This is a genomic window from Actinoplanes sp. OR16, from assembly GCF_004001265.1.
In the GTDB taxonomy this organism is placed as follows: Bacteria; Actinomycetota; Actinomycetes; order Mycobacteriales; family Micromonosporaceae; genus Actinoplanes.
The window spans coordinates 1,745,685-1,762,777 of sequence record NZ_AP019371.1; the positions used below are offsets into that span (position 1 = coordinate 1,745,685).

Consider the following 17,093-nt stretch of genomic DNA (forward strand, 5'->3'; position numbering starts at 1 on the left):
GTCGTCGGCAGCCGGGTCAGCGCCCGGCCACACCGGACTCGATCTCAATCGCCGTCGGTGACGACGAGGGGGTTTCCGGGGGTCGCGCAGGTAGGCGCAGGGTGAACGTAGAACCGTCGCCGAGGGCGCTGGTGACGTCGACACGGCCACCGTGATTGGTGGCGATGTGCTTGACGATGGCCAGGCCGAGGCCGGTGCCACCGGTTGAACGGGACCGCGCCTGATCGGCACGGTAGAACCGTTCGAAGATCCGGTCGACGTCCTGAGGGGAGATGCCGATGCCCTGATCGGCTACGTCGATCTCGATCCAGTCATCGCTCTGCCGCATGGTGAGCGAAACCTTCGTGTTCTCGCCGGAGTACGCGATCGCGTTCTCCACGAGGTTGGTCACGGCGGTGGCGATCTGGCTGTCACTGCCGTACGCCATGGCGCCCTTGGGTCCCTCGCAGGTGACCTCGATGCTCTTCGCGGACGCCGTCGTCCGGGTCCGGTCCACCACCTCGGCGATCACCCAGTCCAGCGGGACCGGCTCCGGGTTCGGCAGCGGTTCGGCGCCCTGCAGGCGGGTGAGCTCCAGCAGCTCGCTGACCAGCCGGCCCATCCGGGCCGACTCGTGGTGGATGCGCTCGGCGAACCGGCGCGCCGCCAGCACGTCCTCGGTCTGCGCCTCCAGGGACGCCTCGGGCAGCTGGGTGGCGTCCAGCAGCGCCTCGGACAGCAGCTGGAGAGCGCCGATCGGCGTCTTCAGCTCGTGGCTCACGTTCGCCACGAAGTCGCGGCGGACCCGGGCCAGCCGGTGCGCCTCGGTCACGTCGGCCGCCTCGATCGCGACATGCGTCGAGTTCAGCGCGACGGCCCGAAGGTGCACCCCGAGCGGCGCCTGTGCCCCGCCGGCACGGCCGCGCGGCAGATCGAGCTCCACCTCGCGGCGCACGCCGGTACGGCGTACCTGACCTGCGAGGGTCCGCAGGATCGGGTGCGCCGCGATGGTGCCGGGCGCGCCGCCCGACCGCAGCAGTCCCATCGCCCGGGCGGCCGGGTTGACCAGCACCGGGTAGTCGTCCGCGTCGAGGACGACGACTCCCACCCGCAGCGAGTCGAGGCTCTTGCGACCGAGCCCTTTCAGTCCGTTCTTGCCTGCCGGGCGGTCATCGTCCGGTTCGATGGCGGCGCTCCCCTCCTGCGGCCCCTTCTGGGCCTTGTCGCCCGGTCGGCGGACCCGGGCCAGTGCAAGCCCCGCTCCCACACCGACGGCGAGCGCAACCAGGACGAGGCCGACGGCGTAATCCCACTCCACGCTGCGATCGTAGGGTCATTGTTTACCTGCGCTACAGGGCCAAAGGTACAAAAGGGTCCGGCTTCGAATAATGTTCACCACTACGCCTGGCGTCGTTCACCGGTGTTCATGTTCAGGCCGCCGGGTCCACATACCGTGGGCAGCACAACCGGCCGCCCGCACCTAGGGCCGGCCCTGAGGAGCACCGGGATACGGACATGCGCGAGGAGTACCAGGCCGACCTCGTCGAGGTAGGCCGCCTTTTGGTGACCATGGCAGAGTCGGTTCGCGCCACCCTGCGCAAGGCGACGACCGCGCTGCTGACCGCCGACCTCAAGGCCGCCGAGGCCGTGATCGAGCGGGACGCCGAAGTCGACAAGATCTACGAGCAGGTCGAGCTGAAGGTGGCGGACATCATCGCCCGGCAGGCGCCGGTGGCGAGTGACCTGCGCCGGGTGATCACCACCCTGCACATCTCCGCCGACCTGGAGCGGATGGGCGACCTCGCCGAGCACGTGGCGAAGACCGCCAAGCGGCGGCACCCGTCGCCGGCCGTGCCGGCCGAGCTGCGGCCGACGTTCAAGGAGATGGCCGAAGTCGCGGACCAGATGGCCGCGAAGATCATCGAGCTGCTGGGCACGCCGACCGTGGCGCTCGCGGCCGAGCTCGAGTCGGACGACGACCGGATCGACGACGCCGAGCGGCACCTTTTCAAGATCATGCTGGCCGACGACTGGCCGTACGGCGCGGAGACCGCGATCGACGGCGCGCTGCTGGGCCGGTTCTACGAGCGGTACGCCGACCACGCCGTGAACATCAGCGAGCAGGTCATCTACCTGATCACCGGTGAGTCGCCGGCCGGAGCGAACTGATCCGATCCCAGGCCTGTGGCCTGCGGATCCGAGGGCCGGGACACCACGGGGGTGTCCCGGCCCTCGTCGTACTACTTACTTCTTGCCCTGGTTGGCGACCGCCGCGGCGGCCTCCTTGGCGGCGACCGGGTCGAGGTACTCGCCGCCCGGGTTGGTCGGGCGCAGGTTCTCGTCGAGGTCGTAGCGCAGCGGGATGCCGGTCGGGATGTTCAGCTTGGCGATCGCCTCGTCGGAGATCTGGTCCAGGTGCTTCACGATGGCGCGCAGCGAGTTGCCGTGCGCCGCGACCAGGACCGTCTTGCCGGCGCGCAGGTCCGGGACGATCTCGTCGTACCAGTAGGGCAGCGCCCGCTCGAGCACGTCCTTCAGGCACTCCGCCTTCGGCAGCAGCTCCGGCGGCAGGTTCGCGTACCGGGCGTCACCGAACTGGGAGAACTCCGAGCCGTCCTCGATCGGGGGCGGCGGTACGTCGTACGAACGGCGCCACAGCATGAACTGCTCCTCGCCGTACGCCTCCAAGGTCTGCTTCTTGTCCTTGCCCTGCAGCGCGCCGTAGTGGCGCTCGTTGAGACGCCACGACCGCTTCACCGGGATCCAGTGCCGGTCGGTGAGGTGCAGCGCGATCTCACTGGTCCGGATCGCCCGGCGCAGCAGGCTGGTGTGCACCACGTCGGGCAGCACGTTCTGCTCCTTGAGCAGCTCGCCGCCACGGCGGGCCTCGTCCTCACCCTTGGCGTCCAGGTCCACGTCGACCCAGCCGGTGAAGAGGTTCTTGGCGTTCCACTCGCTGTTGCCGTGCCGCAGCAGCACCAAGGTTCCAGTCATGGACAACATCTTCCCCCGCACCGAGTCACGCCGATCACGTGGGCTGGAAAGTCGCTTGCGCCGGATCTTAGGTTGTAAGGCAAGGGAGCTAGATCACTGCTTACGGAGGCATCGTGTCGGGTTGGTTGCGGGAAGCCGCGGGCGGTCTGCCCCGGCAGTTCTGGTTCCTCTGGACCGGCACCCTGATCAACCGCCTCGGCTCCTTCGTGGTGCTCTTCCTCAGCATCTACCTCACCGGCGACCGGCACTTCACCCAGACGCAGGCCGGCATCGTGCTCGGCCTCTACGGCGCCGGCGGCGCGATCGGCACCATGACCGGCGGCGTCCTGGCCGACCGCTGGGGACGCCGGCCGACGATGCTGACCGCGCAGTTCGGCGCGGCGGCGCTGATGCTCACGCTGGGCTTCGCCCACGGCTACTGGCAGATCGCGGCCGTCACCTTCCTGCTCGGCATGTTCGCCGAGGGGGTACGCCCGGCCTTCTCCGCGATGATGGTCGACGTCGTGCCGGACCACGACCGGGTCCGGGCGTACTCGCTGAACTACTGGGCGATCAACCTCGGCTTCGCGCTGGCCGCCGTCGCAGCCGGGCTGGCGTCCCAGGTCGACTACTTCCTGCTCTTCGCCGTCGACGCCGGGACCACGCTGATCACCGCGATCATCACGGCGATCTTCCTGGCCGAGACGCGGCCGGCCCGGGTCCGCACCACGGGCGCCGCCGTACCGGCCGGAGGCATGGGCACCGCTCTGCGCGACCGGATCTTCCTGATCTACCTGCTGCTCAACCTGGCGTCGGTGCTGGTCATCCTGCAGCACGCGTCGACGCTGCCGCTCACGATGCTCGACGACGGGCTCTCGGCCGCCACCTACGGTTTGGTCATCGCGGTGAACGGCGTTCTGATCGTTCTCGGTCAGCTCTTCGTTCCGAAGCTGATCGCGGGCCGGGACAGCGCTCGGGTGCTCGCACTCGGCGGACTGATCATCGGCATCGGATTCGGGCTGGTGGCGGTCGCCGACACCGCGTGGATGTTCGCGCTCACCGTGGTCATCTGGACGCTCGGCGAAATGCTCCAGTCACCCAGCAACGCGGCCACCGTCGCGGCTCTCTCGCCACCGCATCTGAGGGGCCGTTACCAGGGGCTGAACTCGCTCTCCTGGTCGATCGGCACGGCACTCGCGCCGATCCTCGGCGGCCTGATCCTGCAGACGGGCGGCGACGCGGTGCTCTGGGTGGGCTGTTTCGGACTTTGCGCTATCGCGGCGGTGGGGCAACTGCTTTCCGGGCCGGCGCGAGCCAGGAGGGCGGCTTTGCGGCGTACGGAGGAACTCGCCCTTGCTGTTCGATCTTGACAATGCGCGATGGCACGCCACTGAACACATCGGACAGTGGTGTGAATTCGAATTACTCGAAAGACCGGTGGAAGGAAGCCCGGAAACAAAAGCACCGGCGGCGGCGGACGACACCCATCCCCATAGGCGCCGCCCGCACTAACCGCCGGTCTCGGGTCGCGCCGTCCCCCAACGGCTCATGCCACCCGTCCCCAAACGCCGATCCGCGGCGATCATTGCTGATCGACCCGTTCCCCGAACTAACGGTTCGGCGTCCATCGACCACGCTAGTTGGGGCAGTCAAGCCTCACAACCCGATTTCGTGTCGACATCTGTTCCGACCGTCACATGAACCAACAACCAACCGATCGGCTGATCCGCCAATCACTCGTCCGGTGCTCTACGTATCGGAGAAATTCACTACCCCGAAAAATCGTCAGCCCTCGGCGAGGTGTTTGAAGGCCTGAAGGTTCGCCAGGGATTCACCGCGCTTGACCCGCCACTCCCACTCCCGGCGGATCGACGAGCCGAAGCCGATCTCCAGCATCCGGTCGAAGGACTCGTCGGCGTACGTCAGGACCGAGCCGAGGATCCGGTCCAGCTCGTCCGCGTCCAGGCCCTTCAGCGAGACCCGGCCGGTGAGGTAGACGTCGCCGGCCGCGTCGATGGAGAACGCGACGGCGTACATCCGGGCGTTGCGCCGCAGCAGCCACGCCCACAGGTCCTCGTGGCGCTCGTCCGGCCGGCGCATCACGAACGCCTCGATCCGCAGCGAGTGATCGCCGACGATCAGGTTGCAGGCCGTCTTGAGCTTGTGGGCGCCGGGCAGCGTGACCACATAGGACGAATCGCCGGTCGGCTCCCAGTCGAGCTCACGCTCGTTCAGGAAGTCTTCGAGAAGCCGCGTCACCATGCGTACGTCGCCCCTTCCAGACGCGCCCGGATCAGCGCGCGGTGTTCGGTCACCGCGTCACGGTAGACCCGTAGCAGGTTGTCGGCGGTCCGATCCCAGGAGAACTGCGAGGCGTGCGCGACAGCGCCGGCGGCCAGCTTGGACACGAAGGCGGGCGCGTCGAGCAGCCGTTCCAGCACCCGGGCCCAGTCCGCGGGGTCGTGCCCGTCGACGAGCACGCCGCTGATGCCGTCCCGGACCGCGGTGACCAGCCCGCCGACCGCGGCCGCCACCACCGGCGTGCCACAGGCCTGTGCCTCCAGGGCGACGAGACCGAACGATTCGTTGTACGACGGCACCGCGACCAGATCGGCGGCCCGGTAGAGGGCGGCGAGGTCGGCGCCGGTCTGCGGCGGCAGGAACACCACCGAGTCGGCGACGCCCAGCGAGGCGGCCAGCTCGATCAGCGAGGAGGGCCGGTCCAGGCCGCTGCCGCTCGGCCCGCCGCAGATCACCAGGGTCGCGTCGCCGGTCTTCATCTCGGCCAGCGCGGAGATCAGCACGTCGGGCGCCTTGAGCGGCTGGATCCGGCCGACGAAGGCGATGATCCGGCCCCGCTCCGGCAGGCCGAACCGCGCGCGGTCGGCGATCCCGGGCCGGAACCGTTCCAGGTCGACGCCGGGCTGCACCACGCTCACCCGCGCCGGGTCGGCCGCGTAGTGCTCGATCAGGTCCTGCGCCTCGAACCGGGTGTTCGCGACGAGCCGGTCCGACTCGGCGATCACCTGCTCCTCGCCGATCAGCCGGGCCCGCGGCTCGGGCCGGTCACCGGTCGCGATGAACAGGTTCTTGACCTTGGCGAGGGTGTGCGCGGTGTGCACGTGCGGCACACCCCAGCGCTCGCGGGCCAGCCAGCCCACCTGCCCGGAGAGCCAGTAGTGCGAGTGGATCAGGTCGTAGTAGCCCGGCGGGTGGGCGGCCTCGGCCCGCAGCACACCGGTCGTGAAGGCACAGAGCTGCGACGGCAGCTCCTCCTTGTCGAGGCCCTCGAACGGACCGGCGGTCACGTGCCGGACGTGCACACCGGGCGACATCTCGACGAGCGGCGGCAGCCCGCTCTTCGTGGCCCGGGTGAAGATCTCCACCTCGACACCGCGCGCGGCCAGGCGCTTCGAGACCTCCACTATGTACACGTTCATGCCGCCGGCGTCACCGGTGCCCGGTTGCTCCAGCGGCGACGTATGCACGGAGAGGGTGGCCATCCGGCGAGGGGTTGGCCATGCGCCGGGTGCCGTCAGCTCACTCACGTTGGCTCCCCTCCGCTTCCGACTCGATAACGGTGTGAAAAGTTGTTGCGCCAACGTTCATCTTCCCCATCGGCGGGGCCCGAACCACCATGCAGCCGACCGAGGGTGATCCAGGTCATTGGAGGATGATCGCTCCATGGCAGATATCGCAGTGGTCACCGGCGCCTCCAGTGGCATCGGGGCGGCCTCCGCCCGCAGGCTCGCCGCCGAGGGATTCCACGTCGTCGCCGTCGCCCGGCGCACCGATCGGCTGGCAGCGCTGGTCGCCGAGATCGGCCCGAATGCTACGGCCGTCGCCTGTGACGTGACGTCGGACGACTCGGTGGCGGAGCTCGCCGCGACGGTGGCCGGGCTGGGCGGCCCGCTCACCCTCCTGGTCAACAACGCCGGTGGGGCGCGCGGCGCGGACCCGGTCGCCGGCGGGTCGGTCGACGACTGGCAGTGGATGTACGACGTGAACGTCCTCGGCACCCTGCGCGTCACGAAGGCGCTGCTGCCGGCCCTGGAGGCGAGCGGCCGCGGCACGATCGTGACGATGGGCTCGACGGCGGCGTTCGTGGTCTACGAAGGCGGCGGCGGCTACACGGCGGCCAAGCACGCCCAGACCGCCCTGGTCGGGACGCTGCGGCTGGAACTCGCCGGCAAACCGGTCCGGGTCATCGAGATCGACCCGGGCATGGTGAAGACCGACGAGTTCGCTCTGAACCGGTTCGACGGCGACGAGGACAAGGCCGCCGCGGTCTACGCCGGCGTGAAGGAGCCGCTGGTCGCCGACGACATCGCCGATATCGTGGCGTTCGCGGCGACCCGGCCGCACCATGTCAACATCGACCGGCTGGTGGTGAGGCCGATCGCCCAGGCCGCACAGCACAAGGTCCACCGGGAGAAGTAGGAATGAAGCCGGTCGGCGCGATCACCCGGGGGACCACGAATCCCAACCGGTTGCGCCGCGTCGACAACTTCATCGCGTACCGGTGCTCCTCGCTCCTCACGGAAGCAGCCTCGCCGCTCGTCGTCGACCTGGGCTACGGAGCGACACCGGTCACCGCCGTCGAACTCCGCAACCGCCTGGCGGTCACGGTCCGCGCGGACGTCACCGTCGTGGGATTGGAGATCGATCCAGTACGGGTGACAGCCGCACAGCCGTACGCCGAACCCCCATACCTGGAGTTCCGCCGCGGCGGCTTCGAGATGGCCGGACTGAGGCCGCAGGTGGTGCGCGCCTTCAACGTGCTCCGGCAGTACGCAGAAGAGGAAGTGGCGGCCGCCTGGTCGGCCATGAGCGCCAGTGGAGCGGTGCTGATCGAAGGCACCTGTGATGAACTGGGGCGGATCGGCAGCTGGGCCGTGGTCGAAGACGGCGTGCCCTCGACCCTCACGTTGTCTGCTCGGCTGGCCTCGCTGGAACATCCGGCGGTGTTCGCCGAGCGGCTACCCAAAGCGCTCATTCATCACAATGTGCCCGGGCAGGCTGTTCATGAGCTTCTCCGGGCATTGGGGCGGGCCTGGGAAACCGAGGCCACGCCGTTCGGGGCTCGGCAGCGGTGGATGTCCACTGTGCGGCGGATGCGCAATGACGGGTGGAAGGTGCTGGACGGGCCTGGGCGGTGGCGGTTAGGGGAGTTGACGATGCCCTGGCCGGGTGGGGGTTAGGGGGCCTGTCGGGGTCGGGGTCGTTGTCCACAGGGTCGAGTTGTCCACAGGGGTCGCACCGAAGATCGCCCAACAAGGCCACACTGGCCTGTGGGGGCTCCCCCTGGGAGGGCGGGCCCTGACACAGTCGCTGATCTTGTCGGCTTCGAGATCGTCAGCGGACTCGTCGAGCCACTACGGCTCACACCTCCGAGGCGCGCAACGAAGATCTTGAGTGTTTTCGCACCTCGGAAGGGCAAGAGCCACTCAAGATTCGGTACGAGGGACCGGCTCGGCCGTACGGCCTCCGAGAGCGATGAGCGACAACTCCTCGACGCGTTTCGCTCGCCTCTACACACCGGACGGGTCGCCCCGACGGACTTTTCACGCGAAACGCTCCGCCGATGACGAACGGTAGCGAGCAGTAACGGGCGATCTCGGTGTCCGACGGCTTGGTGGAGTATCGCGGGTGCTCTAGACCCCACGGGTCTCCACCAATCATCTGCGATCGGAAACGACCGCTACGAAGAGTGACGACATCAGGCGGATTGCTCTGAATTTCCGTCGCGGTGAACGCCGGCTACCGGAAAAGTCGCGCGCCACGGACCACGACCTGTGGCCCCTTCTTTCTCAGGCGAGCACCGTCTTCAGGGCCTCCAGCAGCGCATCCGCGGTGAAGGGCTTCTTCACCAGCAGGGCGTCCTCACCGACCAGGCCCTTCGTGACGGCGATGTCCTTGGGCAGGCCGGAGATGAAGACCACGCCGAGGCCGGGGCGCAGGTCGCCGACCGCGCCGGCCAGTTCGCCCCCGCCGATGCCGGGCAGGGTGAGGTCGGTGACCAGGGCGGCGATCTCCGGGTGGTCACGGCAGACCGAGATGGCCTCTTCGTGATCACCGGCCACCAGCGTCGCGTATCCACGGCGCTCCAGCATCCGGCGCATGATGTCGCGCAGATCCTCTTCGTCGTCGACGACCAGGACGGTCGGTTTCTCGGCGACCGGCGCCTCGGACATTGGTCCTCCTCGGGGCTGGTGTCGATCCTCACGCTAACCGCCGCATGCCTTCGGCGTACGGCGGTTCGCCAAGGCAGACGGGTGCGCCCCGGGACGCGGCGGGCGTCCCGGGGCGCACGGGACAGCAGGTGTCTCAGGAGGCGATTTTGCCGGTGAAGAGCATCTTGTTGGGCGAGCCGGATCCGGGGTTGCGGACCGACCCGGCGACGGCGTCGCCGACCAGGTCGTCCCGGACCTGCCGCGGCGTCCAGTCCGGGTGGGCGCCGAGGATCAGGGCGGCCGCGCCGGCCACGTGCGGAGCCGCCATCGAGGTGCCGTTCATCGTCTTGACGGCGGTGTTCGAGCCCTTGCCCGCCGACTGGATGCTGACGCCCGGCGCGAAGAGGTCGAGGCAGGTGCCGTAGTTGGAGAAGGAGGCCCGCTTGTCGTTCTTGTCGACGGCGCCGACGGTGATCGCGTCGGGGGTGCCGCCCGGCGAGGACTTGCAGGCGTTCTTGTTCTCGTTGCCCGCGGCGATGGCGTAGGTGACGCCCTTGGCGATGGACCGGTTCACGGCGGCGTCAAGGGTCTTGCTGACCGGACCGCCGAGGCTCATGTTCGCCACCGCGGGCAGCTTCGCGTTCGCGGTGACCCAGTCGACGGCCGCGATGAAGTCGGAGAACTTGCCGGAGCCGTCGCAGCCGAGAACCTTCAGCGCGACCAGGTCGACGTCCTTCGCCACGCCGAAGTTCTTGCCGCCGATGGTGCCGGCCACGTGCGTGCCGTGCCCGTTGCAGTCCTCGGCGACCCGGTCGTCGTTCACGAAGTCGTAGCCGTTGCGGGCGCGGCCACCGAACTCCTGGTGGGAGATCCGGACACCCGTGTCGATCACGTACGCCGTGACCTCACCGGCGGCGGAGTAACGGTAGGAGCGGTCCAGCTTGGTGGTGCGCTGGTCGATCCGGTCCAGCCCCCAGGTGACCTGCTCGGCCTGGGTGCTGACGACGCCTGCCGGCCGGATCGTGGCGTCCTGCTCGACGTACCGGACGGACGGGTCGGCGGCGAGACGGGCCGCCTGGAACGCGGTCGCCTGGAGCTGGAATCCGCGTACGGTCGAAAGGTAGTTGGCGCCGACCGTTCCGCCGTACTTGCGCGCCAACGCCTGCGAGGCTGAGGGAACAGCGGCAGACTCGGACTTCAAGACCACGATGTAGCTGCCCGGGACGGCGTCCGCGGCGCCGGTGACGACACCGGTCGGTGCGGCGGAGACGGGTGCGGTCAGTCCGAAGAAGGTGACGGTTGCGGCGCTCGCGGCGGCGATGAGACGGGCGGCCTGGCGGCGGGCGTCGGTACCGAACATGCGTGTTCCTCCTCGGTTTCGCTCCGGCCCGGGGGCATGCCGAAAGCAACTTGAGGGAAATGTTGTTCGGAGACGGGAGCACCTCCGGTACCCGTTGGGGTGCGCTGAAGTTGCCGCTGATCAGGCCGATTTCGATCGGGCGGATCACACCGGGAACCTTTAAGTCGACAGTGCGGCGTGCCGATTTTCTCTGCTGTCAGGGACCGCCGCACCGCCACTGAGCAAGGAGAGCGATATGACCACTCTGCTGTCGCCCGAGATCGACACCGTAGGTGAGCTGACCGAGCGCTGCGATCGCTGTGGTGCGGCCGCCAAGCTGGAGGTCGAGCTGTCCAGCGGCGGTGACCTGGCGTTCTGCGGCCACCACGCCAACCGGTACGACACCGACATCCTCCGGATCGGTAGCAAGATCCGGCTTGAAGAGGGCTTCGGATGGCCCAGTAAGTAGCTGGCCCGGCAAGTCACCGCCCGCGCCGGTAAGCCGCGTTATGCTCGTTTCCTCACGTCTTTGGGGGAAATGTGCATATCGCGGCGCATGGCGTGGGCAGGCTGTCCCGGCTGATCGCCGGGTGCGCCGGGATCGCGGTCGCCGTCCACGGCTTCCTGGACGCGCGCACGCTCGATGACGGCGTACCCCCGGAGGGGCCGCTGCCCACTCCCACGGCCGCGCTGCTTCCGGCCGGGATCGCCCTCCTCGTCCAGGTGGCGCCGGTCTCCGGTGGCCTGTCCGGCCGCGCCCGGGCGGTGATCGCCGCCCTCCTCGCGCTGGCCGCCGCCGGCCTGGCCGTCACCCGCTTCGGTGACCAGCCCGCCGCGGCGGTCGCCGTGCTCCTCGCCGGGCTGGCCCTGGCCTGCCTCGACGTGCGGCTGCCCCGATACGACGGCGCCTCGTACGAGAGCTTCCGGTTCAGCGGCTCGCCGCCGTTGCGGTTCGCCGATCCGCTGCTGCCGCACGACGACTCCACGTCGTTCCGGCTCGCCGAGCCGCTGCTGCTCGGCGCCGCCGTGATAGCGCTGGTCGCGCTCTTCGCCCAGATCCTCGATCCGGCCCTCCTGCCCGCAGGCGGGCCGGACGCCGTCATGCCCCCCGTTCAAGCGTTCGCGTTGCTGCTGCTCACGGCGGGCACGATCCTGGCCCGCCCGGTCAGCGACCTCACGGCTCCCGTCATAGGAGCAGGCGAGAAGCCGGCGGCAGCAGACGAAGCGCGCGATCGGGAAGACTTCTCCCGGACGCTGCTGCAGTCGATGAACGAGGCCGTGATGGTGCTCGACGCCAACTACCACGTGATCGACGTGAACCGGCGCTGGCGCGAGCTGACCGGACTCCCGGACGACGACGTGGCCCGGGACCCGCCGCCGCTGCCCCCGCCCGGAACCGGCGGCGGCGACTGGACGATCCCCCGCGCCGACGGAACCGCCATACCGGTCCTCGCCACCATGGCGGCCATCCCGGATGCCGCCGGCGCCACCCGCGGGTACGTCGCCACCTGCGTCGACATCGCCGAGCGCAAGCACGCCGAAGTCGCTCTCAGCGAGCACGCCGCCGAGCTCGAGCGGGGTAACGCCCAGCTCGCCGCGGCGCTCGCCTTCAAGAACGACCTGACCTCGATGCTGACCCACGACGTGGCGCAGCCGATCAGCTCGATCGCCAGCCTCGCCGAACTGCTCTGCGCGGACTGGGCGGATCTGCCGGACGACATCCGGCTCGAGCTCGCCACGAAGATCGACAAGAACACCCAGCGGCTCGTCAAGATGATGAACGACCTGCAGCTGCTCTTCCGCCTGGACACCGGCGCGGTCACCGCCCGGCGGGTGCCGGTCCCGCTGCTGGAGGTCGTGCGTACCGTCAGCGCGGGCGACCCGGCCGTCGAGATCACGATCGACGAGGACCTGACGGCGCTCGCCGACCGGGGGCACCTCACCGTCGTCGTGGAGAACCTGATCAAGAACGCACTGGCCCACGGCGCTCCGCCGGTGCAGGTCCGGGCCGGCCGTGAGGACGGCGGCGTACTGCTGGTCGTGCAGGACAGCGGTCCCGGCATCCCGGAGAACGTGCTGCCCGGCCTCTTCGGCCGCATCGTCAAGGGCGCCGGCATCAAAGGCGCCGGGCTGGGCCTCTTCATCGTCCGGCACCTGGTCGAGGCGAACGGTGGCTCGGTGCGCTACGAGCCCGTCGCCCCGCAGGGCGCCCGCCTGCTGGTGACCCTGGAACGAGCACCGGCATAGCGAGAGGCCGGCCCGAGCGGGCCGGCCTCGCGAAGAATCCGCCGCGTCAGCTGCCGCGCTCCTCCTCGTTGAGCATGCCGTCGCCCCACATGTCGGACTTCGAGGTGCGGCCGCCCATCCGGGCCGTGCCGGCCACGCCACCGCTGAGCGGGGCCGGGCCGCCGACCCGGCGGCCACTGGTGACCTCGGGTTCCGCGCCGGTGTCCCACCCCGCGCCGGGGCTGGGCGCCGGCTGGGTGGCGTTGCGGTTGCGGACGCGCTGGGCCACCGAGGCGGGGGACGCCGGGTTCATGGTGGCCGCGTTGCCGAGGAACGAGCGCCCGGTGATCTGCTTGGTGCTGGCGCCGGTCGGCATCGGGCGCCCGCCCAGCACGCCGCTCTCCACCAGGCCCTTGAACGTGGTGAGGTCGGCCTTGAGCCGCCGGGTCAGCGACTCCTGGCCGTGCCTGTCGCTCGGCATGAGGAAGGCGATGTCCGCCTCCAGTTGCGCCACGATCTGGGTCTTCGTCTCACCCATCGGCCGCAGCGTCAGCGTCTCGGCGAGCAGCGGCCCCTCCATCGTCGACCAGGAGACCCGTTCGTCCGGCGACCGCTCGATGATCTGAGCGTCGAACTCGCGCCGCTTCCCGTCCACGTCCATGATCCAGTGAGTCTGGTCGGCGCCGATGGACGTCACCTGCCGCACACCGGTCATGAAACGTGGGTAGTTCTCGAACGCCGCGAGCTGTTCGTACACCGTGTGGACCGGCGCACTGACCTCGATCGCCTGCTGAACCATGCTCATCGCAACTCTCCCATGCTGAAGTGCTGGCATGACAGAGCGTACGGAGGCGAACACTAGTCGTGTTCAGTTTTCTTCTTTCTTCAGACGCGACGCAGGTACTGCCAGCGGCCCACCTCGGCGGCGTACCGGGCGTCGCTGGCCGGGGCGAGCGTCACTGCGGCGTCCCGGAGTTCCTGGACCATCCGGGCCGACGGGCTGCGCCACGCCTCGCTGATCTCCACCACGGTCCCGGTGGCCCGGCAGGCGGCGGCCAGCTCGGCGACCAGGGCCGGGCCGACCACGGTGTCGTCGATGCCGGCCTGGGCCAGCAGGGCGAGCGGCCGGGCCAGCTGAGCGGGGACGTACCGGGAAGCGCGCTCGATGCCCTTGACCGTGGCGTGCACGAGCTGCTCGGCGACCTGCTCGGCGGAGAACTCGCCGGCGTCGAGGCGGGACCGCACCTCCCGGGCGTCGAGGAGCTCGCCGCCGACCGGCAGGGCGGAGACCGCGACCGAGAGCGCGTCCAGCTGGGCCAGGTCGTGGGGCAGGGCGATCCAGCCGTCCGAGCTGACCACCTCGACCTCGACGGCCACGCGGAGGGTCATCTCGGTGCGGTGCCGGGCGCGGCGGACGGCGTCGGCGTACGCGGTGAGCCATCCGGTCTCCGGACCCGCCTGGTCCGCGAAGGTGAGCGAGCGCAGGCCGGCCCGGTCGGCGGCGGAGACCACCACGCCGACGGCGTCCCGGCCGGACGAGAAGCCGGTGTGCACGTGCGCGTCCACCGTCAGATCCAGTACGCCGGCCATGCCGACCGCACCGACGGCGACGACTGATTCGCGCTCAACCACCACGCTTGCTCCCCCGCAATTCAGGGACGAGATTTTCCCGTCCGCCGATGAGAGTGCGGGACGGACGTTGTCGGCCGGGTCAGCCGCCGGTGCAGGTGAGGTGCGTCATCACCGGGATGCGCGGCAACCGGATCGCACTCCGGCCGCACCCGGTACGGCAGCCACCGCCCGGCAGCCTTCCCAGGCATGAAGATGCTCGCGACCGTGGTCGCCGGCCTCGTGGCGGCGACGGCTCTGACCGCACCCGCCGCGGCTGCCACGACGAAGGTGGTCACCGGCACGGCGAAGACCGGCGGGACACCGCTCAACATGCGTCGTACGCCGTCGCCGACCGCCGAACGGGTCGGCTCGGTGGCGAGCGGCAAGACGGTCTGGATCCTCTGCCAGGTCACCGCGCAGCAGGTCACCGGCACGGTGCGGACCACGAACCTGTGGGACCACCTCGCGAACGGGTCGTACGTCTCGGACGCCTACGTCGAGCGGCCGGCCACCGGCATCCCGTCGTGTCCCACCGCATCGGCACCTCCGGTCCAGCCCGTCGAGCAGGCGCCGGCCATCCCGGCGCCGGCCAAGGGCGAGAGCTGGCAGCTTCCGGTGAGCGCAGGGCTGGTGAGCGGTTTCCGTACGATCGCCCGCCCCTCTCACGACGGCGTCGACCTGGCCGCGACGCGGGAGACCCCGATCCTGGCCGCCGCCGCGGGCACCGTGATCCGCGTGGTCTGCAACGTCTCGGCCGGCTCATGCGATGTGGACGGCAACCGGAACCTCGGCGGCTGCGGCTGGTACGCCGAGGTGCAGCACGCCGGCGGCATCGTGACCCGGTACTGCCACATGGTCCGCCGCCCGGTCGTCACCGTCGGCCAGGCAGTCCGGAAGGGCCAGTTGCTCGGCAACGTCGGCACCTCGGGCTCGTCCTCCGGCCCGCACCTGCACTTCGAGGTGCACGTGAACGCGCCGGCCGCCCGCGCCAACGCGGTCGACCCGATCGCGTTCCTCAGGAGCCGCGGAGTGACCCTCCGATGAGGAAAGGCGCCCGCCGATCACTCAGGCGGGCGCCTCCGGGGAATCACTCGTCCGGGTCGGGCTTCTCGAGCATCCGGGTCAGCGCGTGGACGGCGTCCTCGGTCGGCGATGCGGCCGCCCGGTTCGCCTCCTGCAGCTCGCGATAGACCTCTTCGCGATGGACCTGCACGTCCCGAGGAGCCTGGATGCCCAGCCGGATGACGTCGCCACGGGCCTCGAGAACCGTGATGACGACGTCGTCGCCGATCATCACGCTCTCCCCTGCCCGCCGGGTCAGCACAAGCATCGGTGCCCTCCTCCATCCATGGAACGGACAGCATGGCAAAGGCGCGGTCGCGAAGGAAACCGCGACCGCGCCTACGCGAGGAGGATCAGAAGTTCCGGTTCATGATCGCGCGGACCGGGTAACCGGATCCACTGAGGACGACCTGCATGGCCCGCATGGAGTCGCGGTCCACCACGATCGGCGCAAGAAGGTTCGCGGTCGTCTCGTCCTGACCCGCGGTGATCACCGAGAGCAGCAGGAGACGGTCCGGGTCCTTCGTGTTCAGCGCCGCGAAGACCTGGTTCTCGATCTCCGGTGCGTAATCCGGGAAGAACGGCTCCGGCGGAGCGACCAGGAAACGCAGCTCCGGGTTGTCGATCGAAGTCAGGGCGAAAAGCAGGCCGTCGTCGTTGAGGCGCACGAGAACGAATTCCCGGTGCGACGGGAAACCCGGCATGGGCACCGCCATCGTGATGGACGGCAACCCGAGCGACGGGTCGGTCACGGTGGCCTCAATCGGTCGGGACGCGGTGCGAGTAGTCATGGTCACCTCAGGAAATCGATGAGCGAGGGCTGGATCACCTTGGCCGTGGCGGCCAGGGCGGCCTGATACGAGGTCTGCTGGAGCTGCAATTCCATGATCGCCTTCGGCAGGTCGACATCCTCGATATCGGAGAGCTGCGACGACACGGACATCAAGCGATCCTCAGCGGACTGCTTCATCTGGGTAACCCGATTGTATCGGGCACCTACGTCCGAAAGCGTGGAATTCAGGATCTGCGACGCTTTATCGAGATTCTCCAGACCAGCGGTAATTCCGGCGCTGTCTCCGTTACGCATGGACGTAACAAGGCCGTCCAGGGCCTTGAAGAGCTGTGCCGGATTTGATACTTCATTACCATTCGAGTCCGTTATGGTCTCCGCTCCGAAGACCTCCGGGCCTCGTACGTCGACCCGCACTTTGGCGTTCGGGCCGATCGACCGGAGCACTTGGCCGTTGGGTTCGCCGGCGTAGCCTCCGGTGGGGTCGTAAGCGGTGCTGTCGGGTGTCGCACCGCCGAAGACCGGACGATCCAGATACTTGGTGTTGGCGTACTGGAGCAGGGTGCCTTTGATCTGTTCGATCTCGGCAGCCCGGGCCTCGTTCGCCGCCGGTGTGCTTCCACCGCCGGCACTTGCCGCGGCCAGGGTCAGTTCACGGACCTTGGAGACGAGGACCGTCGCGTCCTGCAGGGTGTCCTGCACGGTTCCGAGCCGGCCCATCGCGTCGTCCGCGTTGGTGGAGTACTTCTGGTTCGCGCGTACCTCGCTGCGTAGCTGAAGTGCGGTCACCGTGCCCGTCGGTGAGTCGGACGGACGATGGAGTTGTTTGCCACTGGAGATCTGGTCCTGCGCGGTCTGCGTACGGCTGAGATTGCGCTGCAGGCTGGCCATCGTCCGGCTTCGGACGCTGCTTTCGGTGACCCGTGGACTGGTCATTGAT

General features: G+C 69.2%; 18 protein-coding genes. 7 read left to right on the top strand and 11 right to left on the bottom strand.

Annotation, left to right across the window (positions count from 1 at the left end; translation table 11 throughout):
- Nucleotides 1-16: 16 nt before the first annotated feature.
- Nucleotides 17-1,297 carry a cell wall metabolism sensor histidine kinase WalK gene (locus EP757_RS08055; protein WP_127543564.1) on the bottom strand — a complete coding sequence of 427 codons (1,281 nt, stop codon included), beginning with the start codon at nucleotides 1,295-1,297 and terminating at the stop codon, nucleotides 17-19.
- Nucleotides 1,298-1,494: 197 nt separating this feature from the next.
- Here EP757_RS08055 and phoU point away from each other — a divergent pair, with 197 nt between their 5' ends.
- Nucleotides 1,495-2,148 (top strand): phosphate signaling complex protein PhoU, encoded by a 654-nt coding sequence (gene phoU / locus EP757_RS08060; RefSeq protein ID WP_127543565.1) that lies wholly within the window; start codon nucleotides 1,495-1,497, stop codon nucleotides 2,146-2,148.
- Between the two features lie 75 nt (nucleotides 2,149-2,223).
- Here phoU and EP757_RS08065 read toward each other — a convergent pair whose 3' ends face one another.
- The gene (locus tag EP757_RS08065) at nucleotides 2,224-2,973 is read right to left on the bottom strand and encodes a phosphoglyceromutase (RefSeq protein ID WP_174262359.1); all 750 of its coding nucleotides are present in this window, start codon (nucleotides 2,971-2,973) and stop codon (nucleotides 2,224-2,226) included.
- 113 nt (nucleotides 2,974-3,086) lie between these two features.
- On the opposite strand from EP757_RS08065, the gene EP757_RS08070 reads away from it, so the two are divergent.
- On the top strand, nucleotides 3,087-4,322 hold the full coding sequence (locus tag EP757_RS08070) for an MFS transporter (RefSeq protein ID WP_127543567.1): 1,236 nt from the start codon (nucleotides 3,087-3,089) through the stop codon (nucleotides 4,320-4,322).
- A 415-nt stretch (nucleotides 4,323-4,737) separates the two neighbouring features.
- Here the strand turns inward: EP757_RS08070 and EP757_RS08075 are convergent, their stop codons facing one another.
- Together EP757_RS08075 and mshA are read right to left on the bottom strand one after the other, a co-directional pair.
- Nucleotides 4,738-5,214 (bottom strand): YbjN domain-containing protein, encoded by a 477-nt coding sequence (locus EP757_RS08075; RefSeq protein ID WP_127543568.1) that lies wholly within the window; start codon nucleotides 5,212-5,214, stop codon nucleotides 4,738-4,740.
- Nucleotides 5,208-6,455 carry a D-inositol-3-phosphate glycosyltransferase gene (gene mshA, locus EP757_RS08080; protein WP_232050414.1) on the bottom strand — a complete coding sequence of 416 codons (1,248 nt, stop codon included), beginning with the start codon at nucleotides 6,453-6,455 and terminating at the stop codon, nucleotides 5,208-5,210. Before mshA ends, EP757_RS08075 begins: the two co-directional genes overlap by 7 nt.
- Before the next feature lie 181 nt (nucleotides 6,456-6,636).
- Here mshA and EP757_RS08085 point away from each other — a divergent pair, with 181 nt between their 5' ends.
- A complete protein-coding gene (locus tag EP757_RS08085) occupies nucleotides 6,637-7,392 on the top strand; it encodes an SDR family oxidoreductase (RefSeq protein WP_127543570.1) in 756 nt (251 codons plus the stop codon).
- A gap of 2 nt (nucleotides 7,393-7,394) precedes the next feature.
- On the top strand, nucleotides 7,395-8,153 hold the full coding sequence (locus EP757_RS08090; protein ID WP_127543571.1) for a class I SAM-dependent methyltransferase: 759 nt from the start codon (nucleotides 7,395-7,397) through the stop codon (nucleotides 8,151-8,153).
- 609 nt (nucleotides 8,154-8,762) lie between these two features.
- Here the strand turns inward: EP757_RS08090 and EP757_RS08095 are convergent.
- Both EP757_RS08095 and EP757_RS08100 read right to left on the bottom strand, forming a co-directional pair.
- Nucleotides 8,763-9,146, bottom strand: a complete 384-nt coding sequence (locus EP757_RS08095) for a response regulator (RefSeq protein WP_127543572.1) — start codon at nucleotides 9,144-9,146, stop codon at nucleotides 8,763-8,765.
- A 133-nt stretch (nucleotides 9,147-9,279) separates the two neighbouring features.
- Complete coding sequence (locus EP757_RS08100; RefSeq protein ID WP_127543573.1) at nucleotides 9,280-10,485, bottom strand: S8 family peptidase; 1,206 nt, start codon at nucleotides 10,483-10,485, stop codon at nucleotides 9,280-9,282.
- Between the two features lie 235 nt (nucleotides 10,486-10,720).
- Between EP757_RS08100 and EP757_RS08105 the strand changes: the two genes are divergently transcribed.
- Both EP757_RS08105 and EP757_RS08110 read left to right on the top strand, forming a co-directional pair.
- The gene (locus EP757_RS08105; RefSeq protein WP_127543574.1) at nucleotides 10,721-10,933 is read left to right on the top strand and encodes a hypothetical protein; all 213 of its coding nucleotides are present in this window, start codon (nucleotides 10,721-10,723) and stop codon (nucleotides 10,931-10,933) included.
- Between the two features lie 92 nt (nucleotides 10,934-11,025).
- Nucleotides 11,026-12,711, top strand: coding sequence for a PAS domain-containing sensor histidine kinase (locus tag EP757_RS08110; protein ID WP_232050415.1), 1,686 nt, complete (start codon nucleotides 11,026-11,028; stop codon nucleotides 12,709-12,711).
- Nucleotides 12,712-12,757: 46 nt separating this feature from the next.
- Here EP757_RS08110 and EP757_RS08115 read toward each other — a convergent pair whose 3' ends face one another.
- Both EP757_RS08115 and EP757_RS42735 read right to left on the bottom strand, forming a co-directional pair.
- Nucleotides 12,758-13,495 carry an SRPBCC family protein gene (locus EP757_RS08115; RefSeq protein WP_232050416.1) on the bottom strand — a complete coding sequence of 246 codons (738 nt, stop codon included), beginning with the start codon at nucleotides 13,493-13,495 and terminating at the stop codon, nucleotides 12,758-12,760.
- Nucleotides 13,496-13,575: 80 nt separating this feature from the next.
- Nucleotides 13,576-14,325 (bottom strand): hydrolase, encoded by a 750-nt coding sequence (locus EP757_RS42735; RefSeq protein ID WP_160165767.1) that lies wholly within the window; start codon nucleotides 14,323-14,325, stop codon nucleotides 13,576-13,578.
- 183 nt (nucleotides 14,326-14,508) lie between these two features.
- Here EP757_RS42735 and EP757_RS08125 point away from each other — a divergent pair, with 183 nt between their 5' ends.
- Nucleotides 14,509-15,345 (top strand): M23 family metallopeptidase, encoded by an 837-nt coding sequence (locus EP757_RS08125; protein ID WP_127543576.1) that lies wholly within the window; start codon nucleotides 14,509-14,511, stop codon nucleotides 15,343-15,345.
- 43 nt (nucleotides 15,346-15,388) lie between these two features.
- On the opposite strand, the gene csrA is transcribed toward EP757_RS08125, so the two are convergent.
- The 3 genes from csrA to EP757_RS08140 all read right to left on the bottom strand — a co-directional run bounded on the left by csrA (nucleotide 15,389) and on the right by EP757_RS08140 (nucleotide 17,044).
- A complete protein-coding gene (csrA, locus tag EP757_RS44445) occupies nucleotides 15,389-15,631 on the bottom strand; it encodes a carbon storage regulator CsrA (RefSeq protein WP_127543577.1) in 243 nt (80 codons plus the stop codon).
- A gap of 85 nt (nucleotides 15,632-15,716) precedes the next feature.
- Nucleotides 15,717-16,154 (bottom strand): flagellar assembly protein FliW, encoded by a 438-nt coding sequence (fliW, locus tag EP757_RS08135; RefSeq protein WP_174262360.1) that lies wholly within the window; start codon nucleotides 16,152-16,154, stop codon nucleotides 15,717-15,719.
- Between the two features lie 2 nt (nucleotides 16,155-16,156).
- Nucleotides 16,157-17,044 (bottom strand): flagellin, encoded by an 888-nt coding sequence (locus tag EP757_RS08140; RefSeq protein ID WP_232050417.1) that lies wholly within the window; start codon nucleotides 17,042-17,044, stop codon nucleotides 16,157-16,159.
- Nucleotides 17,045-17,093: the final 49 nt, after the last annotated feature.